Raw genomic sequence first — 14,548 nt, 5'->3', positions numbered from 1 at the left:
TTCGCTTCGCTTCTTTGATTAATCTGATAAATTTTGTCGTGACTGAATTTTCCAGTAACCCTACTGTCGTACCCCTCTGTTGCCTGTGATTATCGGGCCATGAAAGTGCATTTTGCACGACAGTCACGACACCCTCGAACAGCTAAGGAATAATCTCTGGCATGAATCGAAGAATGTTTATGAAAGCGTCAATGGCCTTCTCCGCCGTCAGCGGCATGACCGGCCTGTCAACGCTGTTTGCGCAATCCGCATGGGCAGAAGATGGCATTGCTGACGGAACCGCCGTACGCTTCGATTTCGACGTATTGAAGAAAAACGCGGCTGCACTGGCGAAAAAACCCTGGGGCGGAGCACCGGGCGCGCTGCCGGAGACGCTGGCCACATTGACCCCGCAGGCGTACAACGAAATTCAGTATGACGCCAACCACTCACTCTGGAACAACCTGCCCGATCGTCAACTGGACGTTCAGTTCTTCCATGTCGGTATGGGCTTCAAGCGGCGCATCCGCATGTTCTCTGTTGACGGGGAGAGTCGCGAAGCACGCGAAATTCACTTCCGTCCCGAATTGTTCAACTACAACGACGCCAGGGTCGATACGAAGCAGCTGGAGGGCAAAACTGACCTCGGCTTCGCCGGGTTCCGCGCCTTTAAAAAACCGGAACTGGCCCGTCGCGACATCGTCTCCTTCCTTGGCGCAAGCTACTTCCGTGCCGTTGACGATACTTTCCAGTACGGCCTCTCGGCGCGTGGCGTAGCGATCAACACCTTCAGCAATGGTCAGGAGGAGTTTCCCGATTTCACCGCCTTCTGGTTTGAAACGCCAAAAGCGGAAGATACCACCTTTACCTGCTACGCCCTGCTGGATGGTGCCAGCGTCACCGGTGCTTATAAATTCATCATCCACTGCGAAGAGAAACGCGTGGTGATGGAGGTGGAAAACCACCTGTTTGCCCGTAAAGAGATCCGTCAGATTGGCATCTCGCCAATGACCAGCATGTTCAGCTGCGGCACCAACGAACGCCGTATGTGCAACACTTACCATCCGCAGATCCATGACTCCGATCGCCTGGCGATGTGGACCGGTAAAGGCGAATGGATTGCCCGCCCACTGAATAATCCTCAGCGTCTGCAGTTCAACGCCTATGAAGATGAGAATCCGCGTGGGTTTGGCCTGTTGCAGCTTAATCACGACTTCAAAGATTATCAGGATGTGATTGGCTGGTATGACAAACGTCCCAGCCTGTGGGTTGAGCCGGTCGGTAAGTGGGGCAAAGGCGCGATCAACCTGATGGAGATCCCGACCACGGGTGAAACGCTGGATAACGTGGTCTGCTTCTGGCAACCGGCTGAGCCGGTCAAAGCGGGCAGCGAGCTGAACTTCTCCTACAAGCTTTACTGGAGTGGTCTGCCGCCGGTGCGTAGCGGTCTGGCGCGCGTGGATGCAACCCGTACCGGTATCGGTGGTTTCCCGGAAGGCTGGGCGCCTGGCGAACACTTCCCGGAAACCTGGTGCCGCCGCTTCGCCATTGATTTTATTGGTGGCGATCTGCAGGCGGCTGCGCCGAAAGGGATTGAGCCGGTGATTACCGTTTCATCCGGTAGCGTGAAGCAGGTTGAGATTCTGTATGTCGATCCGCTTAAGGGCTATCGTATTCTGTTTGACTGGTATCCGAACAGCGATTCCACCGAGCCGGTAGAGATGCGTCTGTTCCTGCGCAGCAAAGATGAGACGCTGAGTGAAACCTGGCTCTATCAATATTTCCCGCCTGCGCCGGATCAGCGTAAATATGTCGATGACCGCCAGATGACGGTGGGTTGATGTAAAAAAGGCGAGGCTCAGGCCTCGCCTTTTTTATGGCGCGTTCTTCAGCATATCGACGTGAGGGATCCCATCTTCCAGGTAGTTCTCCCCCACCGCGACAAAGCCATGCTGCCCATAGAAACTTTCCAGATGCGCCTGCGCGGAGAGAAACAGATCGCGGTCCGGCCAGTGCTGCTGACAACTGTTGATTGCCTGCTCCATCAGACGATTCCCCAGCCGCGCACCACGAACCCGATCTGAAACAATCACCCGTCCGATTTTCACCGGGCTGGTCTCATCCTCCGGGGAGAGCAGTCGCGCATAGGCCACCAGCTGATCATCCGCCATTCCCAGCAGATGCCGGTTTTCCGCGTGCAAATCTTTGCCATCCACATCAAGGTAAGCGCACTGCTGTTCCACCACAAACACGGCACTGCGCAACGCCAGCAGTGCATAGAGCTGTGAGGGGGTCAGTTCGCTATGGTGTTTATCCTGCCAGTTAATGTCCATGGTCTCTCCTTTAAACCACACACTCTACATCAGCGCGGTGTCGCCAGCACCTGCTGGTGACACTCTCTTACAGGCAAAAAAAATCAGGCCCGGAGGCCTGATTCGTCAGTCGCATCAACGCGCTTACATCAGCGGCTGAGCCATCTGCACCAGTCTGATCAGCGGCTGCGGGTAAACACCTAACAGCAGCACCAGAATGGCAGAGATCAGTACCACCACACCACCGGCCGTAAATGCCCAGTTAGCCGGGGTATCACGGGTATGCAGTTCCGGCGGGCTGAGGTAGAGACTCACCGTCACGCGCAGATAGTAGTAGAGGCCAATCGCACTACCCGCGACTACAGCACCGGTCAGCCACCACAGGTGCGCACTGACGCCTGAAGCGATAACGTAAAATTTACCGATAAAGCCCAGCGTCATCGGGATACCCGCCAGTGACAGCATCATCACCGTCATCACCGCTGACAGGATAGGACGATGCCAGAACAGGCCGCGATAGGAGTAGAGCGAGTCAGCATCCGGGCCACGATACGGGCTGGACATCAGACTCACCACACCAAAGGCACCCAGGCTGCTGAACAGATAACCGGCCAGGTATACGCCAGATGTTTCCAGCGACAGCTGATGATCTTTAACCGCAATCAGCGCCACCAGCAGATAACCGAGGTGGGCGATAGAGGAGTAACCCAGCAGACGCTTGATGTTGCTCTGCGAAATCGCCATCAGGTTACCGAACAGAATCGACACAAAGGCGATCATGGCCAGCACTGTGCGCACCGCTTCGCTGTCGGTCACCGGCGCATACATAAACAGACGCATGATGACACCGAAGATTGCAATCTTGCTGGCGGTGGCCAGGAAGGTTGAAACCGGCGCAGGCGCACCCTGATAAACATCGGGGGTCCATAGGTGGAACGGAACCAGTGAGAGTTTAAAGCCCAGACCGATGATCATCATGCCCAGACCCACCAGCAGCAGTGGCTCGTGGATCATGCTGTCAGTCAGGCTCTGGCCCAGCGCCACAAAGCTCAGGTTACCGGAGTCAGCGTAGATCAGCGCAATACCAAACAGCAGGAACGACGAGGCCGCCGCCGAAAGAATGGTGTACTTCAGCGCGGCTTCAAGCGAACGTTTCTGGCGGAAGGCGTAGCCAATCAGACCAAACAGCGGCAGTGACAGCAGTTCAATACCGATGAACAGCGAGGCCAGATGGTTAGCACTGGCCAGCACGATGCCACCGAGTGCCGCAATCAGCACCAGCAGGTAGAACTCATCTTTGTTGTCCGGGAAGCCTGCCAGCCATGGATAGGCAAAGGTACAGGTCGCCAGACTCGCCAGCATAACCAGCGCGGTATAGAACATCGAATAGCCATCGACGCGCAGCAGCGGCGTGACATCCATCGCCCCGACCTGACCGACAAAATAGAGCGAGAGCAGCGCCAGGTTCAGGCCAACTACCGTTAGCGTGGCGTTAACGAAGTGGTTGCGTCGCCAGGCAATGGACAGCATCACAACCACCACCGTCAATCCGACGATTAACAGCGGTAGCAACGCAATCAATTGGTGAGGAGTTATTGTCATGGCGAATTACGGCCTTGTAGTTGAAATTGAAGCGGTAAACCACTGCTGAATATTGCTCATGGCAGCGTGCGAAGTATCCAGAATCGGCTGTGGATAGACGCCCAGCAGCACCAGCAGCACCACCAGAACACCGATGGTCATAAACTCACGCGGTGACATGCCTGGCAGCGGATCTTTCGATTTCGCTTCGCCGTAATAAGCGCGCTGCATCATCACCAGCGAGTAAATCGAGGCAAACACCAGACCAAAGGTCGCGATGATGATAATCATCGGCACCACCTGGAAGCTGCCGGTCAGAATCATAAATTCGCCGACGAAGTTACCGGTGCCTGGCATACCGAGGTTGGCAACAGCAAAGAACAGCGACAGACCCGGAATCCATTTGATGCGCGACCACAGGCCACCCATCTGACGCATATCACGAGTATGCAGACGCTCATACAGCTGACCACACAGAATGAAGAGTGCTGCAGCGGAGAGACCGTGCGCAATCATCTGAATCACCGCGCCCTGCAGCGCCAGCTGGCTGCCGGTGTAGATGGCAATCAGCACAAAGCCCATGTGCGAAATCGAGGTGTAAGCAATCAGACGTTTGATATCAGTCTGCGAGAAGGCCATCCAGGCACCGTAGAAGATACCGATGATGCCTAACCACATGGCGATTGGCGCAAACTCGGCTGACGCATTCGGGAACAGCGGCAGACTGAAACGCAGTAAACCGTAAGCTGCGGTTTTCAGCAGGATACCCGCCAGATCAACAGAACCGGCCGTTGGCGCCTGACTGTGCGCATCCGGCAGCCAGCCGTGCAACGGTACCACCGGCATCTTCACCGCAAAGGCGATAAAGAAGCCCAGCATCAGCAGATATTCAACACCGCTCGACATTGGCGTCTGCAGCAGCTGTTCGTAGTTGAATGTCCAGACGCCAGTCGCGTTGTAGTGGACAAACACCAGGCCCAGAATCGCAATCAGCATCACCAGACCTGAAGCCTGGGTGTAGATGAAGAATTTTGTCGCGGCGGAAATACGGGTTTTGCCGTCCGATGCTTTATGACCCCAGAGCGCGATGAGGAAGTACATCGGCACCAGCATCATTTCCCAGAAGAAGAAGAACAGGAACAGGTCGATGGAGAGGAACACACCGATTACGCCGCCCAGGATCCACATCAGGTTCAGGTGGAAGAAGCCCTGATACTTTGAAATCTCATTCCATGAACAGAGCACCGCCATCAGACCGAGCAAGCCGGTCAGCACCACCATCAGCAGCGACAGGCCATCAATGGCTAAATGGAAGCTGATGCCGAAGCGTGGGATCCACGGAACGGAGAAACTTGACTGCCACTGCGGAATGCCCGCTGCCTGCGTCAGTGAATAGCCTCCCTGCAACCAGAGTTGCAGTGAAAGCGCCAACGTCAGCCCCATAGTGATCAGTGCGATCCAGCGTGGCACCTTCGCGCCGAGGCGCTCAGTGAGCCAGCAGATCAGACCACCGACGAAGGGTATGATAATTAGCCAAGGTAATAACACGGCACACTTCCCTTTTCTTTGTCTTAGTTCGGGCTATCTTACTTGCCATTTTGGCTCCCGACAGTGCTCGCAATCCTCACATACCTCGGTATGCTCCGGTTGCTGTGCGCTGGCGGTAACCAAACTGGCCGCGACGATAACGCCCTTGCTCAGGACAATTTTTGACATTCTCAATGGGCAGATTAGCTAACCTGCCCCGCTCATCAATCTTTAAATCACCAGCAGCAGAGCCAGCACCAGCACGGCGCCCACGCTCATTGACGCAACGTACCAGCGCAGGTAGCCATTCTCACTGACTACCAGGCCTTTGTTGGCAATACGTGACAGCAGCGCAGGCAGGTTCATCAGGCCATTCAGTGGGTCGCGCTTCAGCAGCCACGCAATACCCAGATAAGGTTTGACGAACACTTTATCGTAGAGCCAGTCGAAGCCCCAGGCCGCAAACCACCATGTGCCGAAGAAACGGCCTGGTGCACTGTTTGCGATACGGGTAACCAGCTCACGTTTGCCCAGCCACAGCGCGGCAGCGATCAGAATGCCGACAATCGCTACGACGCCCGAGGTGATTTCAAGTCCCACTTTGCCCGCTTCACCGAACTCATTGGCTGGCAGTACACCTGCCAGCGGCGGCGTGATCAGCGCACCAATAAAGGTGGAGAGCAGCAGCAGCACAATCAGCGGCAGATGATGGGTAATACCCTTACCGGCGTGCGCATGAATTTTCTCTTCGCCGTGGAACACGATGAAGATCATACGGAAGGTATAGATAGAGGTCAGGAACGCCCCCACCAGACCCGCAACCATCAGGTTGATGTGACCGTTAGCCAGTGCGCCAAACAGGATCTCATCTTTACTGTAGAAGCCCGCCGTAATCAGCGGCAGTGCCGCCAGCGCCGCGCCGCCCACCAGGAAGCAGGTGTAGACCAGCGGAATGCTCTTACGCAGGCCGCCCATTTTGAAAATGTTCTGCTCGTGATGGCAGGCCAGAATCACTGAACCCGAAGAGAGGAACAGCAACGCTTTAAAGAAGGCGTGCGTCATCAGATGGAAAATCGCCGCATCCCACGCCTGAACACCCAGCGCCAGGAACATGTAGCCAATCTGGCTCATGGTGGAGTAAGCGAGAACACGTTTAATGTCGGTCTGTACCAGCGCGGCAAAGCCTGCCAGCACCAGGGTAATCGCCCCGATAATCCCGACCAGATGCAGCACTTCCGGCGTCAGCAGGAAGAGACCGTGGCTACGGGCAATAAGGTAGACACCTGCTGTCACCATGGTCGCGGCGTGGATCAGTGCCGAAACCGGTGTCGGACCGGCCATCGCATCTGCCAGCCAGGTCTGTAACGGCAGCTGTGCCGATTTACCGACCGCGCCACCCAGCAGCATCAGCGTTGCCCACTGCAGCATATGGTTATCTGCGGCAAAGTGCGCAGGAGCCAGCTCCATCATCTCGCGGAAGTTCAGCGTGCCCAGCTCGTTGTAGAGGATGAACAGACCAAATGCCAGGAAGACGTCGCCCACGCGGGTAATGATGAACGCTTTCATCGCCGCTTTGCCGTTTTCCGGATTGCTGTAGTAGAAACCGATCAGCAGATAAGAGCAGAGCCCTACCCCTTCCCAGCCCAGATACATCAGCATCAGGTTATCGGCCAGCACCAGAACAACCATGCTGGCGATAAACAGGTTGGTATAGGCGAAGAAGCGGGAGTAGCCCTCTTCTCCACGCATGTACCAGGAGGCGAACATGTGAATGAAGAAACCGACACCGGTCACGACAGACAGCATGGTCAGCGACAGGCCATCCAGCGTCAGGTTCACCTTCATGTCGAAGTTGCCGACATGCATCCAGGTCCAGAGCGCCTGCGTGTAGGCTTGCTGGCCGTTGGCGAAGAAGTCAAAACCGACCATCGCTGTAGTCAGGGCCGCCAGACCCACCGATCCCATACCAATCGTGGCCGACAGGTTCTCTGACCAGCGACCGCGCGAAAACGCTAACAGCAGAAAGCCGATCAGCGGAAACAAGACAGTTAAATAGAGAAGATTCATCCGCGCATCTCGCTCACAGTATCAATGTTCAGCGTCTGACGACGACGATAGAGCTGAAGCAGCAGTGCCAGACCAATACTGGCTTCCGCTGCCGCCAGGCTGATCGCCAGGATATACATCACCTGTCCATCGGCCTGACCCCAATAGCTCCCGGCAACCACCAGGGCTAAGGCGGCGGCGTTGATCATGATTTCAAGGCCGATCAGCATAAACAGCAGATTGCGGCGTATTACCAGCGACGTCAGTCCAAGGACAAACAGCACGGCAGCAAGAATCAATCCATGTTGTAACGGGATCATGCGTTCTCCTTTTTCACCTGAGCGGCGTCAGCATTACGGTTACTCAGGACTTCGCCCTGACGCTCTTCGCGACCGATATGGAACGCCACGACCAGACCCGCCAGCAGCAGCATTGAGGCCAGTTCAACCGCCAGTACGTAAGGACCAAACAGGCTGATGCCGACCGCTTTGGCGTCGATGATGGTGCCATCGATGCCCTGATCGTTGGCAGTCAGAATGGCGTAGACCATTACGACCAGCAGCAGCAACGAGACGATACCCGGACCAATCCACAGTGACGGGCTGAGCCACTCACGCTCCTGCTTCTCGGTCTGCTTGCCTAAGTTCAGCATCATGACCACGAAGACGAACAGCACCATAATGGCACCGGCGTAGACGATGATCTCCAGCGCACCGGCAAAATAGGCTCCCATAGAGAAGAAGACGCCCGCGATCGATAACAGCGAAACGATCAGGTACAGCAACGCATGTACCGGATTAGTGTGGGTAATGACGCGCAACGTCGTCAGCACCGCCACCAGCCCGCAAAGATAAAACGCAAATTCCATGCCTTGCTCCTTAAGGTAATAAGCCTTTGACGTCGATAGGCTTCGCTTCGTTTTCTGCTTCGCCCTTATCTTTACCGTCAATCGCCATACCTGCCATGCGGTAGAAGTTGTACTCCGGATATTTACCCGGCCCCGAAATCAGCAGATCGCCCTTCTCATACACCAGATCCTGACGCTTAAACTCACCCAGTTCGAAATCGGGGGTCAGCTGAATCGCCGTGGTTGGACAGGCTTCCTCACACATGCCGCAGAAGATGCAGCGTGAGAAGTTGATACGGAAGAACTCCGGGTACCAGCGGCCATCTTTGGTTTCGGCTTTCTGCAGCGAGATACAGCCAACCGGGCAGGCAACCGCACACAGGTTACAGGCGACGCAACGCTCCTGACCATCCGGATCGCGGGTTAACACGATACGGCCACGATAGCGTGGTGGCAGATAAACCGGCTCTTCCGGATACATCTGAGTTTCACGTTTGGCGAAGGCGTGCAGCCCGATCAGCCAGATACTGCGAACTGTCGTGCCAAAGCCTACGACAATATCTTTCAAAGTCATTTGTTAACCCCTTACGGCGCTGTGTAGAGAATCACTGCGGCAGTCGCCAGCAGGTTCAACAGCGTCAACGGCAGACACACTTTCCAGCCGAATGACAGCACCTGGTCGTAGCGTGGGCGCGGAAGCGCAGCACGAATCAGGATGAACATCATCATAAAGAACGCCGTTTTCAGGGCGAACCAGATGAACGGCGGCAGGAATGGGCCGTGCCAGCCACCAAAGAACAGCGTCACAATCAGCGCTGAAACGGTGGTGATCGCCACATATTCGCCGACAAAGAACAGGCCGAACTTCATACCGGCATATTCGATGTGATAACCGTCCGCCAGTTCCTGCTCCGCTTCTGGCTGGTCAAACGGATGACGGTGACACACCGCCACGCCAGCAATACAGAAGGTCACGAAACCGAAGAACTGCGGAATGATGTTCCACAGGTGCGTCTGGCTGTTGACGATATCGTTCATGTTGAACGAGCCCGCCTGCGCCACCACACCCATCAGCGACAGACCCAGGAACACTTCGTAGCTCAGGGTCTGCGCCGAGGCGCGCATCGCACCCAGCAGCGAGTATTTGTTATTACTCGACCAGCCGGCAAACAGCACCGCGTAGACCGCAAGGCCCGCCATCATCAGGAAGAACAGCAGACCGATATTCAGGTCTGTCACCATCCAGGTTGGCGAAACCGGCACGATAGCAAAGGCCAGCAGCAGTGAAACAAAGGCGATAACCGGCGCAAGGGTAAAGATAAAGCGGTCGGTAAACGGCGGAACCCAGTCCTCTTTAAAGAACATTTTGATCATGTCCGCTACCAGCTGGAGCGAGCCGCCCCAGCCTACGCGGTTTGGTCCGTAACGGTTCTGGAACAGGCCGAGCAGACGACGCTCGGCGAAGCTCATGAACGCGCCGCAGGCCACAACCACCAGCAGAATCACGATGGCTTTAACAATGGCCAGCAGAATGTCGATAACGTCCGGTGTTAACCAGCTCATTGCGCCGCCTCCTGCAGAGTGTCGATTTTACCGTTCGCCAGGAATGGCGGAACGCCCGGCATGCCCAGCGGCAGACCAATCTGTCCCGCCTGCAGTGACGCCGAGAAACGGACCGGCAGACGCACTGTCTCACCGGCACAGATGAACTCAACCGCCGCGCCATTGTTGACGCCCAGCTTCGCTGCATCTTCCGGGTTAATCACCAGTGCAGGCGGTGCCATACGCTGCTGGAAGACCGGTGAACGCTGTGACATCTCTTCGCTACCAAACAGCTGGTAGAGAGGGGCCACGCGCCACTGCGCTTCACTGACGAATGCCGCCGGAACGTTGCTGAACCAGGGCAGACTGGCTGCGCTGGCTTCAAACAGCCGTACACCCGGATCGCCATTACGCAGTTTGCCGCCCACTTCAACCTGGAACTTGTTCCACGCCTGCGGTGAGTTCCAGCCCGGTGCCCAGGCAAACGGAATCTGCGAACGCGGTGCGCCTGGCTGGTTGTTCCCTTCCATTGAGAAGGCGAACATCGTGTCCTGATCCTGCGGCTGACGCGGTTCGTGCACGCTGATATTGGCGCGCGCCGCGGTACGGCCACTGGCACGGTGCGGTGAACGCGACAGTTTCTGTCCACGAATACGGAAGCTGGCATCCGGTGCCGCATCCTTGATTCCGGCCAGCTGTGGCAGATGACTCACCACCGCATCGATCACGTGGTCCAGCTGCGTCCAGTCAACGTGACGGCTTTCCAGCGTGCTGTGCAGCGAATGCAGCCAGCGCCAGCTCTCCAGCATCACAACGTTGTTGTCATAGTAGGAAGGATCGTAAACCTGGAAGAAACGCTGTGCGCGGCCTTCATGGTTGATCGAGGTGCCATCACTTTCGGCGAAGCTGGCGGTTGATAACACCAGACCCGCTTTCTCCAGCGTCGCGGTGCGCTGATGATCAACCACAATCACGTTAGTGGTCTGGGCCAGCGCCGCATCAACCAGCGCTTTCGGTGCATGGCGATAGAGGTCATTTTCCAGTACCACCAGCGCATCGGCTTCACCGTTGCTCAGTTGCTCCAGCGCGCTTTCCAGAGGATTGCCGCCCATCAGGCCAAGACCCACGCTGTTGGCGTGTCCCGCCAGCAGCGTAATCCCGACGTCGGCACCGCGCGCTTTCAGCGCTTTGGCCACGTTGGCAGCCGCTTCGATCATCGCGCTGCTGCCGGAATGGGTCCCGGAAATAATTAACGGTTTTTTCGCGCCGGCCAGCGCCTGCACGATGACATCCATTTTGCCGTTCAGTTTGCTGTCGAAATCGGTCACTGCCGGAGCGGTTTCATCCAGCGCACTGGCGATAGCGAAACCGAGACGCGCCTGATCTTCAACCGGTGCGCGATAGCTCCATGCCGCGATATCATCCAGACGGGTTTCATCGACGTTAGTGATAAACAGCGGATGTTTCGCATTCTGACCGATGTTCAGGATCGCGGCGATCTGCCAGTCTGCCACTTTCTGAGCCGCAGCCATGTCGCGCGCTTTGCCTTTCACGGCCTGACGCACTGACAGCGCCACGCGTGCGCCCACCTGGGTCAGATCTTCGCCCAGCACCAGCACCGCATCGTAGCTTTCAATTTCACGCAGCGATGGCGTATAGATACCGCCCTCACGCAGAACTTTCAGCATCAGTTCAAGCCGGGCCTGCTCGCCCGCTGGCATGCCGGTAGAGAAGTTCTCTGCACCGACCAGTTCACGCAGCGCGAAGTTACTTTCAATGCTGGCGCGCGGCGAGCCGATACCGATCACTTTTTTCGCCTGACGCAGCAAATCTGCACCGGCATTGACCGCCTGCTCTGCGTTCAGCGTCACCCAGTCGTTGCCGCGCAGCAGCATCGGCTGGCGTGGGCGATCTTTACGGTTCACGTAGCCATAGCCAAAGCGGCCACGGTCACACAGGAAATAGTGGTTCACGGTGCCGTTATAACGGTTTTCGATACGGCGTAACTCACCATAACGCTCACCCGGGCTGGTGTTACAGCCCACACTGCACTGCTGGCAGATGCTCGGCGCAAACTGCATATCCCATTTACGGTTATAGCGTTCGGAGTGCGTTTTATCGGTGAAGACGCCGGTCGGGCAGATTTCAACCAGGTTACCGGAGAATTCGCTCTCCAGCGTGCCATCTTCCGGACGACCGAAGTAGACGTTGTCGTGCGCGCCGTAGACACCCAGATCCTTGCCATCGGCATAATCTTTGTAGTAACGCACGCAGCGGTAACAGGCAATACAGCGGTTCATCTCATGGGAGATGAACGGGCCGAGATCCTGATTACGGTGGGTACGTTTGGTGAAGCGATAGCGGCGGAAGCTGTGGCCGGTCATTACTGTCATATCCTGCAGGTGACAGTTACCGCCCTCTTCACACACCGGACAGTCGTGCGGGTGGTTGGTCATCAGCCACTCCACCACGCTTTCGCGGAACTCTTTCGCTTCGCCATCATCGATGGAGATGAATGTGCCGTCAGAGGCCGGCGTCATGCAGGACATGACAAGACGGCCGCGGGTATCTTCGGCATTCTGGAATTGCTTTACCGCACACTGGCGGCAGGCCCCAACGCTTCCCAGCGCCGGATGCCAGCAAAAGTAAGGAATATCAAGGCCCAGAGAGAGACATGCCTGTAGCAGGTTGTCCGCTCCGTTCACATCATACTCTTTACCGTCTACATGAATTGTAGCCATAGTGACATGCTTCCGTAAGGCTCGTCAGAGACGAGCGTTAATCATATTCTTGCCCCGACGCACGACATTGTCGGGGCGGCGGCACCAGGCCTGTTCCGTGTTCTTCGGCGAATTACCAGCGCGCTTTCAGCAGGTTTGGCTGGATCCCGCCAATGGCGCGGGTATTGCCAAACACCTGCGGTGCCATGCCGGCTTCAAACTCTTCACGGAAATATTTAATCGCACTCTGCAGTGGCTCAACCGCACCCGGCGCGTGCGCGCAGAAGGTTTTACCCGGGCCAAGCTGACGGCAGAGTTGCAGTAAGGTTTCGATATCGCCTGGCTGACCCTGCTTCTGCTCCAGCGCGCGCAGAATTTTGACGCTCCACGGCAGGCCATCGCGACACGGTGTACACCAGCCGCACGACTCACGAGCAAAGAACTCTTCCAGGTTACGCACCAGCGAGACCATGTTGATCTCGTGATCGACCGCCATCGCCAGCGCCGTACCCAGACGGCTGCCCGCTTTGCCAATGCTGGCAAATTCCATGGGCAGATCCAGGTGCTGATCGGTCAGGAAGTCAGTCCCTGCCCCGCCGGGCTGCCAGGCTTTGAACTTCAGTCCGTCACGCATACCGCCCGCATAATCTTCAAGGATTTCACGTGCGGTGATACCAAATGGCAGCTCCCAGACGCCGGGATTTTTAACCCGTCCGGAGAAGCCCATCATTTTGGTACCGGCATCTTCGCTTTTAGAGATGTTTTTGTACCACTCCACGCCGTTGGCCAGAATCGCCGGAACGTTGGAGAGGGTTTCCACGTTGTTCACGCAGGTCGGTTTGCCCCACGCGCCCGCACTCGCCGGGAATGGCGGTTTCGAACGCGGATTAGCACGACGACCTTCCAGTGAGTTAATCAGTGCCGTCTCTTCGCCGCAGATATAACGACCTGCGCCGGTGTGGACAATCAACTCAAAGTCAAAGCCGGTACCGAGAATATTTTTACCGATATAGCCCGCTTCCGTCGCTTCAGCAATCGCACGACGCAGATGCACCGCGGCTTCAATGTATTCGCCACGTAAGAAGATATAGCCACGGTAAGCCTTCAGCGCAAAGGCGCTGATCAGCATGCCTTCCACCAGCTGGTGAGGCATCTGCTCCATCAGCAGGCGGTCTTTATAGGTGCCCGGCTCCATCTCATCGGCGTTACACAGCAGGTAACGGATGTTCATCGACTCATCTTTCGGCATCAGGCTCCACTTCAGCCCGGTGGAGAAGCCCGCACCGCCGCGCCCTTTCAGGCCTGAATCTTTGACTGCCGCAACGATTTCATCCTGCGACATGCTTTTCAGCGCTTTTTCCGCACCGGCATAGCCGTTTTTACTGCGATATTCGTCAAGCCAGACAGGTTGCTTGTCGTCACGCATCCGCCAGGTCAGCGGATGCGTTTCTGCAGTGCGAATGATCTGTTTAATTGTCATTGATACTGCTCCAGCAAACCAGGGATGCCTTCCGGCGTCAGATGCACATGCGTGTCTTCATCCACCATCATCGTTGGCCCCTTATCGCAGTTACCCAGACAGCAGGTTGGCAGCAGTGTAAAGCGGCCATCGGCAGTGGTCTGACCCGGTTTGATATTCAGTTGCTGTTCCAGTGCTGACTGGATGCCCTGATAACCGGTGATATGACAGACCACGCTGTCACAGTAACGGATCACATGACGGCCAACCGGCTGACGGAAGATCTGGCTGTAAAATGTCGCCACACCTTCAACATCACTTGCCGGGATACCCAGAACCTCGGCAATCGCATTGATGGCGCCGTCCGGCACCCATCCGCGCTGTTTCTGCACGATCTTCAGCGCTTCAATCGAGGCTGCACGCGCATCTTCATAGTGGTGTTTTTCGTGCTCAATGGCGTGATGCTCTTCCGCGCTCAGCACGAAGACCTCGTTAGGGTCGATCGTTTTAATGGCAATGTGTTGATCGTGCATAA

12 protein-coding genes are annotated in these 14,548 nt (G+C 56.4%); 1 reads left to right on the top strand and 11 read right to left on the bottom strand.

The window, feature by feature from the left end; translation table 11 throughout:
* The first annotated feature begins 161 nt into the window (after window positions 1-161).
* Window positions 162-1,820, top strand: coding sequence for a glucan biosynthesis protein D (locus tag OK409_RS01440; RefSeq protein ID WP_022625071.1), 1,659 nt, complete (start codon window positions 162-164; stop codon window positions 1,818-1,820).
* Window positions 1,821-1,853: 33 nt separating this feature from the next.
* Here OK409_RS01440 and OK409_RS01435 read toward each other — a convergent pair whose 3' ends face one another.
* From OK409_RS01435 to nuoE, 11 genes are all read right to left on the bottom strand, one after another.
* Window positions 1,854-2,312: a GNAT family N-acetyltransferase gene (locus OK409_RS01435; RefSeq protein WP_264366664.1), complete on the bottom strand. Its 459-nt coding sequence runs from the start codon at window positions 2,310-2,312 to the stop codon at window positions 1,854-1,856.
* A gap of 123 nt (window positions 2,313-2,435) precedes the next feature.
* Window positions 2,436-3,893: an NADH-quinone oxidoreductase subunit NuoN gene (gene nuoN / locus OK409_RS01430; protein ID WP_010258083.1), complete on the bottom strand. Its 1,458-nt coding sequence runs from the start codon at window positions 3,891-3,893 to the stop codon at window positions 2,436-2,438.
* 6 nt (window positions 3,894-3,899) lie between these two features.
* Window positions 3,900-5,420 (bottom strand): NADH-quinone oxidoreductase subunit M, encoded by a 1,521-nt coding sequence (gene nuoM / locus OK409_RS01425; RefSeq protein ID WP_010258081.1) that lies wholly within the window; start codon window positions 5,418-5,420, stop codon window positions 3,900-3,902.
* Between the two features lie 210 nt (window positions 5,421-5,630).
* Window positions 5,631-7,466 (bottom strand): NADH-quinone oxidoreductase subunit L, encoded by a 1,836-nt coding sequence (gene nuoL / locus OK409_RS01420; protein ID WP_010258078.1) that lies wholly within the window; start codon window positions 7,464-7,466, stop codon window positions 5,631-5,633.
* On the bottom strand, window positions 7,463-7,765 hold the full coding sequence (gene nuoK, locus OK409_RS01415; protein ID WP_003854236.1) for an NADH-quinone oxidoreductase subunit NuoK: 303 nt from the start codon (window positions 7,763-7,765) through the stop codon (window positions 7,463-7,465). Before nuoK ends, nuoL begins: the two co-directional genes overlap by 4 nt.
* Entirely contained in the window at window positions 7,762-8,313 is a 552-nt protein-coding gene (gene nuoJ, locus OK409_RS01410) for an NADH-quinone oxidoreductase subunit J (RefSeq protein ID WP_010258075.1), read from the bottom strand. The genes nuoK and nuoJ overlap by 4 nt, the downstream gene beginning before the upstream one ends.
* Before the next feature lie 10 nt (window positions 8,314-8,323).
* Window positions 8,324-8,866: an NADH-quinone oxidoreductase subunit NuoI gene (gene nuoI, locus OK409_RS01405; RefSeq protein ID WP_264366663.1), complete on the bottom strand. Its 543-nt coding sequence runs from the start codon at window positions 8,864-8,866 to the stop codon at window positions 8,324-8,326.
* A gap of 11 nt (window positions 8,867-8,877) precedes the next feature.
* Window positions 8,878-9,855, bottom strand: coding sequence for an NADH-quinone oxidoreductase subunit NuoH (gene nuoH, locus OK409_RS01400; RefSeq protein WP_003854240.1), 978 nt, complete (start codon window positions 9,853-9,855; stop codon window positions 8,878-8,880).
* Window positions 9,852-12,575, bottom strand: a complete 2,724-nt coding sequence (gene nuoG, locus OK409_RS01395; protein ID WP_010258072.1) for an NADH-quinone oxidoreductase subunit NuoG — start codon at window positions 12,573-12,575, stop codon at window positions 9,852-9,854. The genes nuoH and nuoG overlap by 4 nt, the downstream gene beginning before the upstream one ends.
* A gap of 112 nt (window positions 12,576-12,687) precedes the next feature.
* Window positions 12,688-14,028 (bottom strand): NADH-quinone oxidoreductase subunit NuoF, encoded by a 1,341-nt coding sequence (gene nuoF / locus OK409_RS01390; protein WP_029519446.1) that lies wholly within the window; start codon window positions 14,026-14,028, stop codon window positions 12,688-12,690.
* A gap of 2 nt (window positions 14,029-14,030) precedes the next feature.
* Window positions 14,031-14,546, bottom strand: a complete 516-nt coding sequence (gene nuoE / locus OK409_RS01385; RefSeq protein WP_010258066.1) for an NADH-quinone oxidoreductase subunit NuoE — start codon at window positions 14,544-14,546, stop codon at window positions 14,031-14,033.
* Window positions 14,547-14,548: the final 2 nt, after the last annotated feature.

Source organism: Pantoea sp. RG18 (assembly GCF_025910075.1).
GTDB lineage: Bacteria > Pseudomonadota > Gammaproteobacteria > Enterobacterales > Enterobacteriaceae > Pantoea > Pantoea agglomerans.
Note: the sequence above shows the minus strand (reverse complement) of the source record. Positions and strands in the feature narration are given on the sequence as shown.